This window comes from Actinomadura sp. KC06, assembly GCF_004348735.1.
Lineage (GTDB): Bacteria > Actinomycetota > Actinomycetes > Streptosporangiales > Streptosporangiaceae > Spirillospora.
Window position 1 is genome coordinate 34,248 of sequence record NZ_SMKT01000049.1, and the last position, 18,096, is coordinate 52,343.

An 18,096-nucleotide genomic window follows, 5' to 3' on the forward strand; every position below is an offset into this window, starting at 1 on the left:
CCGGCTACGCCAGGCAGGCCGGCAGGCGGCCGCCGTTGAACTCGACCATTTCTCCGAACACGCCGGGCACATCGATCTCCGCACCGAGCGGCAGTTCCGGGCGCTCGATCTCCAGATAAGCCCGGTGCAGGTTCCCGACCAGCCGCTCCGGGTCGATCAGGTCGCCGAAGTCGCCGAGCCCGTGGGCGCGGGCGGTCTGGAGCGGCGAGATCCCCGCGGCGACGCCCTCGCGGGCCAGGTAGAGGATCCGCCGCAGGTAGCGCTCCGTCTCGTCGAAGACCTCGGGCCCGCTGATCCGGCCGTGCCCGCCGACCACGGTCTCCGCCCCGAAGGCGCGGAGCCGGTCCAGCGCCGCGAGGGAGCCGCGGACGGAACCCATCAGGCAGAACGGGGTGCAGCCGGGGAGCGCCACGTCGCCGGTGAAGAGCACCCGCGCGTCCGGCACCCACACCACGATGTCGCCGGTGCTGTGCGCCGGGCCGACGTGGTGCAGCTCGACGGGCCGGTCGCCGAGCAGCAGCGTCATGCTCCGCGCGAACGTGACCGTCGGGGGCCGCAGGGTCAGCTCGCCCCACTCGACGTCCGGCCACAGCGTCTGCAGCCCCATGCCGACCGCCTCCATCTCCGGCCCGGTCAGCTCATGCGCGATGATCGTGGCGGACGGATCGAAGACGCAGTTCCCGAAGACGTGGTCGCCGTGGCTGTGGGTGTTGATCACGGTCCGCACGGTGCCCCGCCCGAGCCCCTCGGCCGCCGCCCGCAGCCCCTCGGCGCGCGACCTGGTCGCGGCCGTGTCCACCAGGACCGGCCCGTCGGGCCCGACGATCGCGCCGGCGTTGCTGAGGCACCAGCCGCCCGGCGGCTGGAGGAACGCGTGGACGCCGTCCGCCACCTCGTGGAGCCGGCCGAGAGGGGCCCGGAGCGCGGCGGTGCTCACCGGGGCGCGCTGATCGACGCGGCGTGGCGGGACGCGTGCTCCATCGTGACCCTGCTGTTGGCCGACAGCGCGGCGCGGATGCGGTCCGCCGCCTCGTCCGGCTTGACGGACGGGCCGTACACGTCCGCCACCCCGGCGGGGTCCATCAGGAACGTGTGCGTGGAGCGGATCCGCGACCCCGACTGGTCGGTGTGGAACGCCCAGCATCCGCTGTGCCCGAGCAGCATCCGCGGTGGCCGGGTCTGCTTGTAGACGATCGAGCCGTCCGGCATCGGCACCCGGATCGACCGGGTGGTGTGGGTCGAACCGTCCGGCGCGCGCGTCCGCATGGTCATGTCCTGCGTGCCGCCCGTCCCCTTCACCAGGTCGAGGCCGGCGACGTGGGGCAGCCGCTCCGGCCAGCGGCCCGCGTCCCAGACGAAGTCGCGGGCGGCCTCCGCCGGTCCGGCCAGTTCGATCGACTCGCTGAACGTCCGCAGCCAGGCGCCCGCACCGCCGGGCAGGGCCGCGACCGTCCGCAGCGCCTCCAGCTCCACCGACCCGTTGTGGTCCAGCTCCCGGGCGATCCGCTCGCGCGCCCCGGCCTGGTCAGGCGGCGGGTTGAAGCGGTGCTCGAGCACCACCCTCGTCCGGCCGCCGTCGAGCGGGTGGAAGGTCCAGCCGCCGCCCATCAGGCCGAACAGCGGGTTGTCGTGGTCCTGCCTGAACGTGACCCGCAGGCCGGCCGCGTCGAACTCGCGGCGGGACCGCCAGGTGTTCACCTCGCCGTCGGACACGGTCGCCCAGATGTGGAAGCGGTCGCCCTCCGCCGAGCGCTCCAGCACCCGCGTGTGGATCGTGGGACGGAAGATCACCGGCCACAGCGAGACGTCCGTGATGAGTTCGTAGACCGTCGACGGCGCCGCGTCCACGACGGTCTCGTGACGGGCGTGAATCTCCGACGATGCCGTTTCCATCAGGCGGTCGCCCCGGTCGAGGAGTTCACCCGGTCGAGGATGTGGCGAAGGGTGCGCAGATCGGTCACCTCTTCGTCCGGGATGTCGACGTCGAACCGCTCCTTGATGCGCGCCGCCATCTCCATCAGCGCGAGCGAGTCGTAACCGAGGTCGTACAGGTCGGCGTCGATGATCTCCTGCCCGTCGTCCAGCTGCTGCACCGAGCCGGCGGCCTCGACGAGAATCGACCGCAGATCGCCGTATTTCATTCGGTCGCTCATGATCTCCCCTGTTTCTCTCTGCTGGGACAAATGCCGGTGCGCCGGCGTCAGGACGGCACGGCCACGACGACGCTCGACGGCGACGCCAGACCGACCGTTTCGCTCAGCCGCAGCCCGGCCTTTTCGAAGACCTCGATGAATTCCTCTTCCGTGCGGTCCCGGCCCTCGCTCAGCGCCATCATCGTGATGTCCATGAACTTCCCGGGATGCGGCGCGTCGCCCTCCGGGAGCAGCGGGTCGATCACCAGGACCCGGCCGGACGGGGACATGACGCGGCGGATGTTCGTCAGCACGGTGATCACGTCGTCGTCGCCCAGCTGGTGAAGGACGTGCGAGATCGTGTAGACGTCCCCGCCCGCGGGCACCGACCGCCGGTAGTCGCCGCCGACGAGCTCGGCCCGGTCGAGGACCCCCGCGTCCCGGAGCACCTGCTCGGCGCCGGGCACCACATGGGGCTGGTCGAACACCACGCCCTTCATGTCGGGGTACTTGGCCAGGATCGACGCGAGCAGATGCCCGTGCGCGCCGCCGATGTCGACCAGCTTGCGCGCCCCGGTGAGGTCGTAGGCCTCGATGGCGGCCTGCTGCGTCTGCCCGGCCGCGTTCCCCATCGCACCGCTGAACAGTTCGTTCATTTCCGGGTGCCGGGACAGGTAGGTGAACAGCTCCTCGCCGTTCACATGGTCGAACGCGGGCTTTCCGGTGCGAATGGAGTAGCCGATCTCCGCGTAGGCGTTCCGCATGAACGGCTTGCCCTGCAGGCGGAACACATCGCGGAGCGAATTCGACGTGTCGGACCGCAGGATCTCCGCCAGCGGGGTGAGCCCGAAAGTGCGGCGGGACGTCTCGGTGAAGACGCCCTTGCTCGCCATCGCCCGCAGGACCCGGTACAGGCCGTTCGGGTCGCTTCCGGTGCGCTGCGCCAGTTCGTCCACGGAAAGCGGGCCGTCCACCAGCTCGTCGGCGATGCCGATCTCCGCGATCGCGGAGAGCATGAAGCCCATGCGCAGACCGCTGTGGAAGTCCCACATCTTGCTCAGCACGGCGTCCTCGCCATCGGACCCGACCGTGCTGCTCGCTGTTTTCTCGGGCATGTTCGATCCCTTCCGCTGCAGGGGGATCGGCGAATCCGACCTTCGCCGACCACCTTCCGCGCCAGGTCGGTGGCGTCTGGGGGATCAGGCCGGCGTCGCGACGACCACGGCCGACGGCAGCGCGCGGCCGTGCACGGAGTCCTGCCGCAGCCCGGCCTTCTCGAAGAGCCGGTTGAGCTCGGCCTCCGTCCGGTCCCTGATCGGGCCGAGCAGGAGCATGGTGGCGTCCAGGACCTTGTTCAGATGCGGGACGTCGCCCTCCGGCAGCACCGGGTCGATGATCAGCACCCGGCCGGTCGGCGGCATCACCTGCCGGATGCTCTTCAGCAGGGTGATCGCCTCCTCGTCGCCGATCCGGTGGAGGACCTGCGGGAGCAGGTACACGTCGGCGTCGGCCGGCAGTTCCGACTCCAGGTAGTTCGCGCCGACCAGCTCCGCCCTGTCGGCGACCCCGGCCTCGCCGAGCACCTGCTCCGCGCGCGGGACGATGAACGGCTGGTCGACGTACACGCCCCGCATCTCCGGGTACTGGCTCAGAATGGTCGCCAGCAGGCGCCCGTGCATCTCCCCGATGTCGACCAGCTTGCGCACCCCGGTCAGGTCGTAGCCCTCCAGCGCGGCGTGCTGCATGCGCCGGGCCGCGGTCCCCGTGAAGCTCTCGAACAGGTCCTTGGTCTCCGGACGGTGCGCGAAGTACTGGAACAGCGGCATGCCGTTCGCGTACTCGAACGCCGGTGTGCCGGTGCGCAGCGTGTGCCCGACCTCCGCGAAGGTGTCCCGCATGCACTTCTGGCCGTGCATCCGGAAGGCGTCGCGCAGCGAGTTCGGCAGGTCGGACCGCAGGATCTGCGCGAGCTGGGTGAGGGCGAACGTGCGGTGCGACGTCTCGGTGAAGACGCCCCTGGTCGCCACGGCGCGGAGCATGCGGTAGAGGGCGTCCGGGTCGCTTCCGGTGCGCTCCGCCAGCTCGTCCACGGAGAGCGGGCCGTCCACCAGCTCGTCGGCGACGCCGATCTCGGCGATCGCCTGGAGCATGGCGGCGAGCGGCATGCCGCTGAGCAGCCAGATCATCTCGCTGAACAGCGAGTCGCTGTGCAGCTCCGCCCTGGCGCTCATCGCGGCCTGCTCCTGGACGCCGCTGGGAATGGTGCTCGTTGCCTGGTCAGTCATGATGGTCCTCCATTTCCTGTCTGATTCGTCGCTGGTACCGAATGGCAGTGACCGGTCGAATAGGCAGTGACCCGTCGAATGGGCGGTGACCGGTCGATTAGGCGGTGACCACCAATGCCGAATTGAAGCCGCCGCGGCCGCGCGCCAGCACGAGCGCGACGCCGATCTTCGCCTCCCGCGGTTCCACGACCACGTCGACGGCGTACTCGTCCGGGACGGTCCGGGTGTGCGGAGTCGGCGGGATCACGCCGTCGCGGATGCTCAGCAGCGCGGTGACCACGTCCAGCGGACCGCCGCCGGCGAGCAGCCGTCCGACCCCCGACTTGGGCACGGTGACGGGGACGCCCCTCGGGCCGAAGACCTCCGCGATGCCGTCCGCCTCGCTCCGGTCCTTCTCGGGGACGCCCGCGCCGTCGGCGAACACGACGTCCACCTGGCCGGGCTCGACCCCGGCGTCGGCGAGCGCGAGCCGGATCGCCCGCGCCAGGTTGGACGGACGCCCGCTGCCCGGCGGCGGATCGAACGTCGAGGCGTGCCCGGCCACCCGTCCGTACCGGGCGGCGGGCGGACGCTCCGGGTCGTCGTGTTCGAGCACCAGCATCGCGCCGCCCTCGCCGGGCACGTAGCCGCGGGCGGCGGCGTCGAAGGGCAGGTAGGCGTCCGAGACGTCCTCGGCGGTGCTCACTTCGCCGCCGGAGACGTGCGAGAGCCACCCCCACGGATCGAACGCCGAGTCGAGGCCGCCGGTCACCATCAGCTTGGCGCCGCGGCGCAGGTTGCGGCGGGCCTGGCCGATCGCGTCGAGGCCGCCCGCCTGGTCGGCCACCAGGACCCCGCTGGCGGCGCGCATGCCGTTGCGGATGGATATCTGTCCGGTGTTCGCCGCGTAGAACCAGGCGAACGACTCGTACACGCTGACCTGGGATGGTCCCTGCGTCCACAGTTTCTTGAACTCGTGGTGCGTGAACTCCCAGCCGGCCGAGGCGTTGGACGTGACGACGCCCATCTCGAAGTCGTCGTAATCGCGATCGGTGACTCCGGCGTCCGCCAGCGCTTCGTCGCCCGCTACGAGCGCCAGCTGCGTCACCCTGTCCGTCTGCGGGATGAGACGGCTCGGCAGATGCTTCGAGACGTCGAAGCCGACGATCTGACCGGCCAATCGCGCGCTGTAGCGGGACGCGTCGTACCGCTGGATCGGACGGATCCAGGTGCGGCCGTCGAGAACGGCTTTCCAGTGCGTCTCCACACCGGCGCCGTCCCCCGCCATGATCCCGATTCCGGTCACGATGGGGGCAGTGCTCATGCCGCGACCCCGGGGGCCCGCAGCACGACGGCGCTCTGGAATCCGCCGAAACCGCTCCCGACCGAAAGGACGTTGTTCACCCGGAGCTCGCGCGCCTCGTTGGGGACGTAGTCCAGGTCGCATTCGGGGTCGGGCTCGTGCAGGTTCGCCGTCGGCGGCACCACGTTGTTGTCGATCGCCAGCGCGCACGCGGCCACCTCGATCGAGCCGATGGCGCCCAGCGAATGGCCGACCATCGATTTGATCGAGCTGACCGGGACCCGGTACGCGTGCTCGCCGAGCGCGTCCTTGAAGGCGGCGGTCTCGTGGCGGTCGTTCTGCCGCGTTCCAGAACCGTGCGCGTTGACGTAGTCGATGGACTCGGGCGCGCACCGGGCGTCCGCCAGCGCGTGCCGGATCGCCTCGGCCATCTCGCGGCCGTCCGGCCGCAGGCCCGTCATGTGGTAGGCGTTGCAGCGGGTGGCGTGGGCCGCGACCTCGGCGTAGATCCGCGCGCCGCGCGCCTGGGCGTGCTCGCGCTCCTCCAGCACCATCATCGCGGCGCCCTCGGCCAGGACGAACCCGTTCCGCGTCCCGTCGAAGGGGCGGGACGCGTGCTCCGGGTCGTCGTTGCGCGGCGTCGTCGCCTTGATCGCGTCGAAGCAGGCGACCACGATCGGCGAGACGGGAGCGTCGGTGGCGCCGGCGAACATCACGTCGGCGTCGCCGTCCATGATCTTCTCGTAGGCGCGTCCGACCGCGTCCAGCCCGGCCGTGCAGCCGGTCGCGACCAGCGAGACCGGGCCCTCCGCGCCGGTCCGCCACGCGACCTCCGCGGCCGCCGCGCTGGGCACCATATAGTCGTACATGTGCGGCGAGAGGTGCCGCTCGTCCATGAACCACTCGCGCCCGCTGTCGGACAGCACGAGGTACTCGCGCTCGATGCTGGTGGTCGCCCCGACCGCGCTTCCCAGGCTCACTCCCACGCGGCCGGGATCGATGCCGTCCAGGTCGAGCCCGCTGTCGGCGAGCGACCCCTTGGCGCACGTCACGGCGAACTGCGTCGCCCGGTCCATGCGCCGGATCTCGCGCGGCTGCAGGCCCTCGGCGACGGGATTGAAATCACATTCGCCGGCTATGCGCGAACGAAAAGGGCTTGCGTCGAAAAAGGAAATGTGCCTGGTCGCAGTGCGCCCCGCGGTGAGCAGATTCCAGAATTCCTTCCTCCCCGCACCCCCTGGCGCGATCACATCGATACCAGTGATCACTACAGCCCGTTGCACAACGTCTCCCCTAGGGTCTGTCGAGCCAGTCGCCGCTCTATCGAAGGCAATACTTCAACAGCGGGCTTGAGAGGCCCTTGAACGAGACTCGCGCTCAGTCCCGGAGGGGGCGCACGCCCTTCATCGGCGGGCTGTGCGGTCAGTTCGCCGCACCCGGAGAACGGTATAGCGCCTGTACGAGCGAACAGTCGCCGCGCCGCTCCAGGCATATGACATGGCGTCCGGTTGATCATTCGCCATTGGATCCGCGCTATTCAGTTCTCTCCTGGAGGCGACCGGGGCGCGGTCAGCGGCCGGAACGGCTGGTCAAGCAGTCAGGCCGCGCGGGAGAAACGCGGTGGCCCGCGGGCGATGCTCGTGTTTACAGGGCTTTGATATAGTCGCGGATTTCGGCGGCGACTTTGTCGGGAGAGTCGAGCGTGGGGAAGTGAGTCGGGCCGTTCAGCGTGCGGTACTCGAACCAGGGGTGTCCGCTCTGGAAATCGATGTGCGCCTGTTCGTAGGAGCGGGTGTCCGGCTGGGAGAACAGGTGCTTGATCGGACGTTGCTCGCTCAGCCCGGCCATCCGCTCCAAGGGGGAACCGAACTCGGCGTACGCGTCGGCGATCACTCGACAGGAGCGGGCCCACATCTCGAAGTCGAAACCGGACATCTCCACGTCCAGGTGGCGCTGCACCCGTTCGTGGTGGTGCCCGTTGAGCCACACGTCGTACAGGCTCTGGCGGGCCTCCGTCCAGCGGTCGGGATCCTGGATGGCGGCGAGCCCGGCGGCGAAGTCGGGGGACGGCGGCGTCATCAGCCAGTCGACGACGATCAGGCGGGGCACCCGCGCCGTGCCGGTCCGCTCGGCGATCTCCAGGTTGGCCCAGCCGCCGTGCGAGTGCGAGACCGGCAGGAACCGGTCCACGCGCAGCGCGTCGAGGACGGCGAGCGTGTCGGCGGCCTGCTCGGCGTAGCCGAAGTCGCCGACGGGGGAGCGGTCCTCGCCGTGGCCGCGCCAGTCCACGCACAGGACGCGCAGGTCGTCGCCGAGGCGCGGGACGAGCCGGTCGAACAGCCGGTGGTCATGGCACCAGCCGCTCAGCAGGACGACGGCCGGCGCGTCCGACGGCCCCCGGTCCTGGTAGGTGATCGGGTGGCCGCCGACGCGGACGGTCTTGAGGTCGCTCATGTCTTCCTTTCAGTGGCCGCTGGACTGGTCAGGCCGGGAGGCCGTCCGCGTAGGCGTCGCTGAAGTTGCGGCTGGCCATGCGCTCGGCGGCGCCGAACCATCCGGCGAGCTCTTCGGCGCCGTGCTTCGGCAGCTTGGCGTGGCCCTCCTGGATCCGGTCGAGCGCCGCGTTCGCCCGCGCGCGGACCGCCGCCAGGTCCTGCCCGACGAGCTCGCCGCCGCGCTTGCGGACGACGCCGTCCACCATGACCGTGTCGACGTCCGCGGCCGTGGACTGCAGCACGACCGCGCCGGCCATGTGGCTCGGACGCACCAGGTCCATCCGCGGCTTGACGACGATCACGTCGGCCTTCTTGCCGGGCGTCAGCGAGCCGACGCGGTCCTGGAGCCCGAGGGTGTGCGCGCCGTTGACGGTCGCCCATTCGAGCGCGTGGCGGGTGGTGAGGCCGATCGTCCAGGGCATGGTGCCGGTGGCGTGCACCTTCGCGTTGTCGAGCATGCGCTGCATCTGGAGGCCGAGCCGCATCTGCGAGAACAGGTCGCCGGACCCGACGCACACGATGTCGGTGGACACGCCGGGACGCAGACCGTGGTCCATCGCGGCGCGGAACGGCGGGATGCCCATGCCCATCTGCATCTCGGTCTCCGGCGCGATGGTGACCCGCTGGTCGTGCGCGGCCATCAGCCGCCATTCCTGCTCGTCCAGCGCGGGGCAGTGGATGTGCACGTGCCCGGGGATCAGCAGGCCGTGGTCGGCGAGCTCGCGCAGCCCCTTCAGCAGGATGGACGTCGTCGCCGCCGCGGTGTGCGAGGCGCGCAGCACGCCCAGCTCGCGGGCCAGCCGGATCTCCGCCGCGACCGCGCCGAACGGGAGGATGCCGAAGTCGGTGAGCAGCATCCCCATCGTGACGAGCGCGTCGTCGGCGGACAGCCGCTCGCGGCGCAGGCGGGACGCGCCCTTGAGCCGGTCGTCGTGCGAGGCGAACGCGCCCGGGAACTCGTACGCCTGCATCCCGTAGTTGTAGACGGCCCTGATTCCGGTGGCCTGCAGCGCGTCCACGTTGGCGTCGGCGTGCTCGGGCGTGTTGACGCAGTCGTTGCAGTCCATGATCGTCGTGACGCCGGCGTCCAGCGCCTCCAGCGCGCCGACCGTGGACGCCGCGCCCAGGTCCGCGGCCTCCAGGAAGGACCCGGTGCCGTAGAAGGTGCCGGCGAGGAACTCCGGCAGCGACTCGTCGGCGGAGGCGGCCCGCATCAGCGCCATCCAGGTGTGCCGGTGGCTGTCGATCATGCCGGGGAGCACGATCCCGCCGGCCGCGTCGACGGTCTCGGCGTCGGCGCCCTGGAACTCCGCCGCGTCCCGCGCGACCGCCGCGATCCGGTCGTCCTCGATCAGCACGGCGCCGCCCGGCAGGTCGCCGAGGCCCGGATCCATCGTGATCACATGGCCGCCAGTGATCACGGTACGTGAGACGCTCATGAGCTGACCTCCGGAAATGTGGACGCCTGGGTGTCCATATCTTGAGCACACCGGACCGGTCGATGCCCAATGCCGGTTACGGACCGTGCTATATCCGGACCGTCATAGCGCTAGGTCACCAGGCGTGACGGCGATCACAAAACCCCCGGGCCAGGCCCGGCGGCGGCGAGCAGGTCGAGCGCCTCGGCCTCGGCAACCACGTCGCAGTATTTGGCGCGCAGGTCGGAGAACGCCGCCTCCGCTTGGACGGTGTCGCGGTCGGCACAGGCGTCCGAGACGACGAGGGCGGCCAGGTCGCTCTGGATCATGTCCACGGCGGTCGCACGGACGCAGCCGCTGGTGGACGCGCGGCCGAGGCGCTCGACGCGTCCCGCGCGATCGTCTACGTCGGACGGCCCGAGGACGAGGCGGCGATGCGCGCGGCCGCGGCCGTCCATCCGGGCGCGGCGGCGGTGCTCGCGGGAGGCTACTCGGCGGCGTCCTGCCCCGGTCCCGCTTCGGCCTGCCACTCGATTACGACGCCTTCCGCGACGCCGGCTCGGGCCTCGGCTGCGCGACGTTCACCGTCCTCGGCGAAGCCGACCGCCCGACCGGAGCCGCCGCCCGCGTCGCCGCGTCCCGGTGCCCCGAGAAGGCCAGCGCGCTGACCTGAGCAGTCAGTCAGGAGTCGCGAGGGCCGAACGCCTGGTCGAGGACGTCGCGGGCGACGGCCGCGCCGAGCCGCTCCCCGTCGATGGACGCGAAGCGGTAGTGCACCCCCGCCCAGACTCTGGCCTCGAGCAGTTCGGCCAGGGCCTTGGAGAGGCTGTTGTAGTGGCGGGTCGTCCCGGAGTCGGCGCTGGAGGCGCTGAACGAGAGGTCGTCGCGGCCGAAGAACGTCCGCAGGCCCGTCGTGACCGCCGTGGTGAAGCAGGCGTGGCCGGACGGGTACTCCGCCGACGGCGCGGTGATCCGCAGCGGAGCCCAGGACGGATCGCCGTCGGTGGCCGGGTTGCCGTCCTCGTCCGCCAGCGGGATCGCCGTCACGGGACGCCAGAAGCGCCAGCGCTTCTTCTCCTTGTAACAGGCGATCAGCGAGTCGGCGGCCGCGATGTCCACCATCGCGAACATGCGGGCCGTCTCCAGGGTGCTGAGCCGGTGGGTCCTGGCGAGCTGGCGGATGATGGCCCACTCCACCAGGCGCGGGTCGTCCCACCAGGTCGCCGCCTCGGTCTGCTCGGGCGTGCGCACGGTGCTGGTGGCCGAGCCGAGGGCCTTGACCTCGTTCAGTGCGCGGGCGTAAGCGCGGCCGGCGAGGGCCGGCGGGCCCGGCGAGCGGTAGTCACCGGGGTCGCGGACGACGAACGGCTTCAGGGTGGCGAACCAGGCGCCGACCTGGAGGTGGTCCGGCGGGGTCGGCCGCCACTGCCCCGGCGCGGTGCCGACGGGCCATTTCGCGTCGGAGAACGCGCCGTCGTCGCGGCGGGCGTCGATCATGGCCTCGGCCGTGGCCTCGCCGACCGCGATGCCGCCGCGCTTGGCACGGCCGTCGGGGATCGCGTCGAGCGACTCGCGGTATTGCGCGCGGAGGGAGTCGGCCTGTTTGGGGAACAGCCAGAGGAGCACACGGTAGGCGGCGGTGGCGACGGCCGCGGGGGTCGAGTCGCCGCGCCGGGCGCGGGGGGCGACCAGGTACGGCTCGTACGGGGTGCCGGCGATCGCGTTGACCGCGTCGTAGACGGCGCCCTGCACGATCGCGAAGCTGCGCGTGGCCGTGGTCGGCGACTGCCGGCCGACTTCGTAGATGGCGGTCTGGGCGTGGACGTCCCAGGTGATGACGGCGTTGGACGAGGCGTCCGGCGTCACCTGCGTCTGCGCCTGCGCCGCGGTGGTCGTGGACACCGCCGGCAGGGTGAGGACGAGCGCGGTCATGATCGCCACGCTGCGCAATCTTCCAGATTTACGTACATGGTGGTTCAAGGCATCCCCCAACAGCGCATCGGTTCCGGCTCACGCGAGAAGATTCCAGTGTCCGTCCACAGTGGCGCCCTCGGCAACGAGGTGATCTGACCGAATTACATCGATGGCCGTGTTCAAAATGGAGCTCGATGACAGCGGTCAGGCAACATGTTCAAGGTGCGCGGCTGAAATCTATGCGGCAAAATTCGATGAGCCGGCTCCGCTAGGCCGGAATGGGCCATTCATGGAGTTGGGTAAACCATCTCTTGGACATATGCGTCGCGAACACCACGGAGGCGGTGACTCCCCGACGCCGCCTTCAAACGGTTGGTAGCCGGATACCCGGATTCAGCAAGTCAGCGCCCCGGCCAACAGTTGCAGCGTAGGGGGATCGGGCCGTCCACCGAGGTGCCGGAATCGGCCATCCGCCCTTCGGGTGCCGGATCACGTCCACGTTGTTCACAGGCAGGCGGCCGGGTGCGGCGCGCATACGGCCGCCCCCACCAGCGCCTGGACGACCGGCCCACATCCTGACCTGCCCAGGTATACCCGGTTGCGACCAAACCCCGGCGGGCCGCGCCGGCGGTTTTAAAGAGCGATTCAAAAGCAATGTGAATTGTGAATAAATGGGCAATGGCAGAGTGTTGACGCTAAGCGGGGTGCGGAATAACCTCCAAAACGGATTCTCCAAACCGAGAGGATCGCCATTCAGCCCCGGCCGTCGAAGTCGCCGTAAGCCCGCCGGTCACGGCTGGCGGACGTGCGGGCGACGACGAGGCCGCGGCCACCCCCTCCTGAGAGACCCGACCATGATGAACACCAGACGTCTGGGGATCGTGGTAGGCGCCGCCGTGCTCCTGCCCGCCCTGGCGACGGCCACCTACGCCGCCGCCTCCGCCTCCGAGACCAGCCCCGAGACCGGCACCGAGTCCCAGTTGGTCCAGCCGCCCGACGGGGTCACCATGGACGTCGTGACCGTCCTCGGCTCAGGCTGCCCGGCCGGCACGGCGAGGGTCACCCCGTCCGACGACGGCGACGGCTTCACCGTCTCCTTCGACAAGTACCTGGCCTGGGGCGGCGGCGACGCCCCGCCCACGGACTTCCGGAAGAACTGCCAGCTCAACGTGCGGGTCAACCACCCGGAGAACTATACGTACGCCGTCGTCGGGATCTCGTCCCGCGGTTTCGCCCACGTGGAGCCCGGAGCCAGCGCGGTACGGCGGACGAGCTACTACTTCCAGGGCAGCTCCGAAACGCGATCGGTGACGCACACGATCGAGGGTCCGTCCAACCGGAGCTGGCGGTTCAACGACAGGATCCCCCGGTCCGAGCGCGTCTACAAGCCGTGCGGCGAGAACCGCAACCTGAACATCAACACCGAAGTGCGAGTGAACGCGGGCGACTCCGAAGAGCCCAGCTTCATCGCGGTGGAATCCGTCAACGCCGATGCGGCCTACCACCTGACCTGGCGACGCTGCTGATGCGTTGACCACGAACGTCCACCGGGCCTCACCACGCGAACTCGTGGCGGGGCCCGGCCCCTGTCCGGGGTCCTACTCGTGGCATCGGGCCCGCGCTCCGACCGGCCGTGGAGGGCGCTCGCGTCCGCCCGCCGGGTGTGCTGACGTTTCGCGGCGGTGATCGGGGTAGCTCGCGGGAGCAGGCACGGCCCCGGATCCGGAGGGAGGCGCCGATGCGCGCCGTAGTGATCAATTGCACCCTGAAGCGCTCACCGGAGACCTCCAACACCGGGGCGCTCGCCGCGGTCGTGGAGGAGGCGCTGCGGGCCAGGGACGTCACGGTGGAGACCATCCGGGCCGTTGACCTGGACATCCCGCCCGGTGTGGAGACCGACCTGGGCGACGGAGACCCGTGGCCGGACGTGCACCGGTCGCTGCTGGAGTCGGAGATCCTGATCCTTGCGTCGCCGACCTGGGCGGGGCAGCCGTCCTCGATCGCCCAGCGGGTCATCGAGCGGATGGACGCGATGCTGTCGGAGACCGATGACGACGGGCGTCCCGTCGCCTTCAACCGGGTCGCCGGTGTGATCGTCACCGGCAACGAGGACGGCGCCCATCACGTGATCAACAATCTGAGCGGCGCGCTGAACGAGTTCGGCTACACGATCCCGGGCCAGGCGTGGACGTACTGGAACCGGGGCCCCGGACCCGGCCCGAGCTACCTGGAGAGCGAGGAAGGCCGCGACTGGTCGCACAGCACGGGGCGTGCGATGGCCTCCAACCTGGTGGCCGCCGCCTCCGCGCTGACCGCGAACCCGATCCCCGCCCCACCGTCCTGACCCCGTCCTGGAAAGCGAACGCGCGGTGCCGTTTACCGGTCGCCGCTTGCGTCGGCATCGGGACAACGGCCGCCATGTCGTGGTCGAGGTGGTCCCGCGCTCCAGGACGGGAACGCGATCTCGCCGTCCAGCCGGCCAAGGCCACGATGGCAGCCGTGCTGGCCTGGATGATCGCCCTGCAGCGGCCGGAGGTGTCGCTACCGTTCATCGCGCCACCTGGGTGGCGTGCCCGATGGTGGACGCGACCGTGCACCGCTCGGTGATCAAGGGCGTCCAGCAGTTGCTGGCCGTGTACGACGACCTCCTCGATCACGCCGCCGCCGTCGTCAGCGCCTACCGTGGCCGTCATTTCGGCCCGGCCCGGCCGGAACCGCCGCAGGTCCTGGACGCGGCGCGGTGCCGCAAACGGGAACTCAACGACCGGCTGCGCCACTGGACCCCCGGCCGAGGCGTGGATGATCCACGGTCCGCTGCTCATCGAGATCGACCGCCTGCTCGGCTGCCTGGCCGCCTACCTGCAAGAGCCCGCAGGCGACCGCCCCGCTGCGCCCGGCCCCGGCACCGAAGGGGATCCCGCATCCGGCTGAAGCCGACGGAGACCCGCCTGCTGCGGGCTCGCCGATGAGCCGGACGGGCTTCGGGCTGCCAATAGGGAGAAGTCGGGCGTATGGGACACATGTGAGCGGGTACCAGACCTCCGCACTTTCGAGGCCACGGAGGAGAGATGACCGTAGGACACGCTCTGGACCCGTCCGCCGAGCGGGCCCAGGCGCCGCTGCGGGCGGCGACGCCGACACTGCCCGCCGCGCGGGGACCGATGTCGCGGGCGGTGGTGGACGCGCTGGCCGCAGGCTCGCCGCCGATCCCCGTCCCGCACTCGCCGTTCTCCGATGCGATGCGCGCCGTGCCGTCCGCCGACCCCTATGGGGAGGACCTGCAGATCGCCCTGCATACCTGTTACGAGCTGCACTACCGCGGATTCGCCGGCGTGGACCCGGACTGGGAGTGGGACACCGGGCTACTGCGGCTGCGCGGCGAGATGGAATCGACGTTCCTGGACGCGCTACGCCGCGACACCGCCGTCCACCCCACCAAGGCCGACACCGACGTGGACGGGACGCTGGAGGAATTGCTAACCGAGCCGGTCGACGGCCAAAGCGTCACCCACCATCTGCGGGACGAAGGGACGTGGTGGCAACTGCTGGAACACGCCGCGCACCGGTCGGTGTACCACCTGAAGGAGGCCGACCCGCATGCGTGGGTCGTCCCGCGGCTGCGGGGCCGCGCCAAGACGGCGCTGGTGGCGGTGGAGCACGACGAGTTCGGCGGCGGCCGTCCGGAGATGATCCATCAGGGCCTGTACGCCGACCTGCTCGACGACCTCGGCCTGGACTCGTCCTACGGCGCTCACGTGGACGCCGCGCCGGCGGTGACGCTGGCGACCGTCAACATGATGTCGCTGTTCGGGCTGCGGCGGGCGCTGCGGGGCGCGCTGGTGGGGCATTTCGCGGCCGCGGAGATCACCACGGCGCCGGCCGCGCGGCGGATGGCGCGGGCGCTGGAGCGCCTGGGCGGCGGCCCGCGGGCCCGCCTGTTCTACACCGAGCACATCGAGGCGGACGCCGTCCACGAGCAGGTGCTGCGCCACGACGTGATCGGCGGGCTGCTCGCGGACGAGCCTCAATTGGCACCGGACGTGGTGCTGGGGATCCGGGCCACGGTCCTGCTGGAGGACCGGTTCGGCCGTCACCTCCTGGACTGCTGGCAGGCAGGCCGATCATCCCTGCGCCACCCATTGACGGCCTCCCCGGCGGACGCCGCAGGGACGGTGGGCCGATGATGCTGCTGCGGCCGCCTGGCGTCTACCGCCCCCAGTCCGACACGCATCTGCTGACGAGGGCGCTGCGCCGCGCGGACGTCCCGCCGGGCGCGCGGCTGCTGGAGCTCGGCACCGGGACCGGCGCGGTGGCGGTGGCCGCAGCCCGCGTCGGGTGCGAGGTCGTCGCGGTGGACGTGTCGGCACGGGCCGTCCTGGCGGCGCGGCTGAACGCGCGGGTGCGGGGCCTGCCGGTGCGGGTCCTGCACGGCGACCTGTTCGCGCCGGTGGCGGGCGAGGTGTTCGACGTGATCGTCGCCAACCCCCCGTACGTGCCGGGCGACACCGACCCGGCGTCGGCCCGCGGCCGGGCGCGCACATGGGAGGCAGGCCCGACCGGCCGGGCGGTCCTGGACAAGATCTGCCAGGCGGCCCCGCGGCACCTGTCGCCCTCGGGGACGCTGCTGGTGGTGCATTCGGCCCTGAGCGGGGTGGCGGCCACGTTGGTGGCGCTGCGCCGGGCGGGGATGCGGGCCCAGGTGGTGGCACGGCAGCGCGAGCCGTTCGGCCCGGTGATGCGCGGACGAGCCGAGGCACTGGCCGCGCGCCGCCTGCTCCGTCCCGGACAGCGACACGAAGACCTGGTCGTAGTACGCGCCGACCGCATCACGACAAGGCAGACACCATGAGCACCGACGCCGCCCGCCCCGACCCGGCGAAAGGCCGGGACCCACGGCGAGTACGCATCATTCCGGGCGGACCGGTGCTGGTCGAGGGCCCGGTCGAGATCGTCCTGGACGACGGCACCACGGCGACATCGGACCGCTTCCTGGTAGCCCTCTGCGCCTGCCGCCGCAGCCGCGCCTACCCATTCTGCGACACCAGCCACCGCCGCCACGCCCGGCCCACTCCACCGGCCAACAAAGCACCTCCCACAGCCCCCCGCGACAATCCCCAATAACCCCTGCCAAGCCCGCTCGCGCCACGCCATGCCCAAGGCTGGTCGAGCGGGTCAAATCACGGTCTTCACCAACCCGTCCCGCAACACGCCCCCGATGCGGGGGCCGGAGATCAGGTCGGTGCCGTGATCGGACGGCGGCGGTACTCGTACACCAGGTGCGTGGTGATCGACTGCACCGATTTCGCCGAGGTGACCTTGCGCCAGGCGAAGGTGCGGAGATGTTCGGCCGACGGTACGGCGACGCGCAACAGCACGTCGATCTCGCCGGACACGACGGTGGCGTCGAGCACGCAGGGATCGTCCAACACCACGCTCAGGAAGCGCTCCACCACGTCCTCGCTCTGGGGACGCAGCCGGACAGCGATCATGGCCTGCATCGGCCGCCCGAGCGCGGCCGGATCGATCTCCGCGGTGAACCGCTTGATCACGCCGCCCCGGACCAGGCGCCGGAGGCGCTCGTGCGTCGTCGACTCGGCGGCGCCGAGCCGCTTGGCCAGCTCGCGGTTGGTCAGCCGAGAGTTCTCCTGCAGAGCGACGATCATCTCCACGTCCGCCCGTGATAGTTCCATACACCACCTGCCTTTCCCGAGACGGTTTCGGATGATCACCGATGGCGGCGAAGCTACCGTAGTTTTCGCCGTATGCATCCGATCACCACCTGGGAAGACCCAGGAGCCGCGCGTGAACGCTTTCACCGCGACGGGTTCGTCGTCATGGAACCCGCGTTCACGCCCGACCAGTGCCGGTGGGCGCGCGACCGTCTCGGCGGGCTCTTCGCGGGGCGCTTCCCGACCGGGATCTATCCGGACGAGTGGTACTGGCGGGAAGGGCTGAGCCTTCCTGACGCGACGCGCCACATGGCCAACGCCTGGAAATCCGACCAGGTCATCGTATCGATCGTCCAGGCGTCCTGGGTCGGAGACTGGATCGCCCACCTCACCGGATGGCCCGGGACGCGCCTGGGCCAGGACACGATCTGGATCAAACCACCGTCGGCGCGGGCGTCGGCGCTGCACCAGGACAACTCCTTCGTCGACTTCCTGGCTCCGGCGACGATGAGCACCTGCTGGATGACGTTCGACGACACCCACGTCGACGCGGCGACGATCGAGTACGTTCCCGGCTCCCACCGCTGGCCGACCGTCCCGCTCCCGGCCGACTTCCACGATCCCGGCGACCATCGCGCACGGATGCGGGTGTCCGCCGCCGCCGCGGGAGTCGCGGACCCCGCCGTCGTCCAGCTCGAAGTGCCCGCGGGCACGATCGTTTTTCACGACGGCAACGTCTGGCACGGAGCGGCCGCCTCTCAGCGGGCCGGGACGGCGTGGCGCCATACCCTGGCGGCCCATGTCCTGCCCGCGAACGCGCGCTTCACCGCCGCATCGGGCGGCTACATCTACCGCCGCTACCAGCTACCCGATGACGATTCGCTTCACAACGCCTTCTTCC

At 70.7% G+C, this 18,096-nt stretch carries 19 protein-coding genes; 7 read left to right on the forward strand and 12 right to left on the reverse strand.

Features of this window, described 5'->3' with window-relative positions:
- Positions 1-4 precede the first annotated feature (4 nt).
- From E1287_RS17840 to E1287_RS17890, 11 genes are all read right to left on the reverse strand, one after another.
- On the reverse strand, positions 5-937 hold the full coding sequence (locus tag E1287_RS17840; RefSeq protein ID WP_243719146.1) for an MBL fold metallo-hydrolase: 933 nt from the start codon (positions 935-937) through the stop codon (positions 5-7).
- Positions 934-1,893: an aromatase/cyclase gene (locus E1287_RS45690; protein ID WP_131966081.1), complete on the reverse strand. Its 960-nt coding sequence runs from the start codon at positions 1,891-1,893 to the stop codon at positions 934-936. The genes E1287_RS17840 and E1287_RS45690 overlap by 4 nt, the downstream gene beginning before the upstream one ends.
- Positions 1,893-2,153 (reverse strand): acyl carrier protein, encoded by a 261-nt coding sequence (locus E1287_RS17850; protein WP_207934283.1) that lies wholly within the window; start codon positions 2,151-2,153, stop codon positions 1,893-1,895. The genes E1287_RS45690 and E1287_RS17850 overlap by 1 nt, the downstream gene beginning before the upstream one ends.
- A 47-nt stretch (positions 2,154-2,200) precedes the next feature.
- Positions 2,201-3,247: a methyltransferase gene (locus E1287_RS17855; protein ID WP_131966082.1), complete on the reverse strand. Its 1,047-nt coding sequence runs from the start codon at positions 3,245-3,247 to the stop codon at positions 2,201-2,203.
- Positions 3,248-3,331: 84 nt separating this feature from the next.
- On the reverse strand, positions 3,332-4,417 hold the full coding sequence (locus E1287_RS17860) for a methyltransferase (protein WP_207934284.1): 1,086 nt from the start codon (positions 4,415-4,417) through the stop codon (positions 3,332-3,334).
- Between the two features lie 97 nt (positions 4,418-4,514).
- Positions 4,515-5,720: a ketosynthase chain-length factor gene (locus E1287_RS17865; protein ID WP_131966083.1), complete on the reverse strand. Its 1,206-nt coding sequence runs from the start codon at positions 5,718-5,720 to the stop codon at positions 4,515-4,517.
- Entirely contained in the window at positions 5,717-6,982 is a 1,266-nt protein-coding gene (locus tag E1287_RS17870; protein WP_131966084.1) for a beta-ketoacyl-[acyl-carrier-protein] synthase family protein, read from the reverse strand. Before E1287_RS17870 ends, E1287_RS17865 begins: the two co-directional genes overlap by 4 nt.
- A 361-nt stretch (positions 6,983-7,343) precedes the next feature.
- Complete coding sequence (locus tag E1287_RS17875) at positions 7,344-8,153, reverse strand: alpha/beta hydrolase (RefSeq protein WP_131966085.1); 810 nt, start codon at positions 8,151-8,153, stop codon at positions 7,344-7,346.
- A 28-nt stretch (positions 8,154-8,181) separates the two neighbouring features.
- Positions 8,182-9,633, reverse strand: a complete 1,452-nt coding sequence (locus E1287_RS17880; RefSeq protein WP_131966086.1) for an amidohydrolase family protein — start codon at positions 9,631-9,633, stop codon at positions 8,182-8,184.
- A gap of 134 nt (positions 9,634-9,767) precedes the next feature.
- Positions 9,768-10,142, reverse strand: coding sequence for an isochorismatase family protein (locus tag E1287_RS17885; protein WP_131966087.1), 375 nt, complete (start codon positions 10,140-10,142; stop codon positions 9,768-9,770).
- 151 nt (positions 10,143-10,293) lie between these two features.
- Positions 10,294-11,553 carry a vanadium-dependent haloperoxidase gene (locus E1287_RS17890; protein WP_207934285.1) on the reverse strand — a complete coding sequence of 420 codons (1,260 nt, stop codon included), beginning with the start codon at positions 11,551-11,553 and terminating at the stop codon, positions 10,294-10,296.
- A gap of 827 nt (positions 11,554-12,380) precedes the next feature.
- On the opposite strand from E1287_RS17890, the gene E1287_RS17895 reads away from it, so the two are divergent.
- From E1287_RS17895 to E1287_RS17915, 6 genes are all read left to right on the forward strand, one after another.
- Positions 12,381-13,052 (forward strand): DUF4360 domain-containing protein, encoded by a 672-nt coding sequence (locus tag E1287_RS17895; protein WP_165969062.1) that lies wholly within the window; start codon positions 12,381-12,383, stop codon positions 13,050-13,052.
- Between the two features lie 212 nt (positions 13,053-13,264).
- The gene (locus E1287_RS17900) at positions 13,265-13,870 is read left to right on the forward strand and encodes an NAD(P)H-dependent oxidoreductase (RefSeq protein ID WP_131966089.1); all 606 of its coding nucleotides are present in this window, start codon (positions 13,265-13,267) and stop codon (positions 13,868-13,870) included.
- Positions 13,871-14,325: 455 nt separating this feature from the next.
- Positions 14,326-14,457: a hypothetical protein gene (locus tag E1287_RS46360; protein ID WP_279505426.1), complete on the forward strand. Its 132-nt coding sequence runs from the start codon at positions 14,326-14,328 to the stop codon at positions 14,455-14,457.
- 137 nt (positions 14,458-14,594) lie between these two features.
- Positions 14,595-15,710: an iron-containing redox enzyme family protein gene (locus E1287_RS17905; protein WP_131966090.1), complete on the forward strand. Its 1,116-nt coding sequence runs from the start codon at positions 14,595-14,597 to the stop codon at positions 15,708-15,710.
- The gene (locus tag E1287_RS17910; RefSeq protein WP_131966091.1) at positions 15,707-16,375 is read left to right on the forward strand and encodes a HemK2/MTQ2 family protein methyltransferase; all 669 of its coding nucleotides are present in this window, start codon (positions 15,707-15,709) and stop codon (positions 16,373-16,375) included. The genes E1287_RS17905 and E1287_RS17910 overlap by 4 nt, the downstream gene beginning before the upstream one ends.
- Complete coding sequence (locus tag E1287_RS17915) at positions 16,372-16,647, forward strand: CDGSH iron-sulfur domain-containing protein (protein WP_131966092.1); 276 nt, start codon at positions 16,372-16,374, stop codon at positions 16,645-16,647. The genes E1287_RS17910 and E1287_RS17915 overlap by 4 nt, the downstream gene beginning before the upstream one ends.
- A gap of 110 nt (positions 16,648-16,757) precedes the next feature.
- Here E1287_RS17915 and E1287_RS17920 read toward each other — a convergent pair whose 3' ends face one another.
- On the reverse strand, positions 16,758-17,216 hold the full coding sequence (locus tag E1287_RS17920) for an Lrp/AsnC family transcriptional regulator (RefSeq protein ID WP_165969063.1): 459 nt from the start codon (positions 17,214-17,216) through the stop codon (positions 16,758-16,760).
- 72 nt (positions 17,217-17,288) lie between these two features.
- Between E1287_RS17920 and E1287_RS17925 the strand changes: the two genes are divergently transcribed.
- A partial coding sequence (locus E1287_RS17925; RefSeq protein WP_131966094.1) for a phytanoyl-CoA dioxygenase family protein occupies positions 17,289-18,096 on the forward strand: 808 nt, incomplete at its 3' end.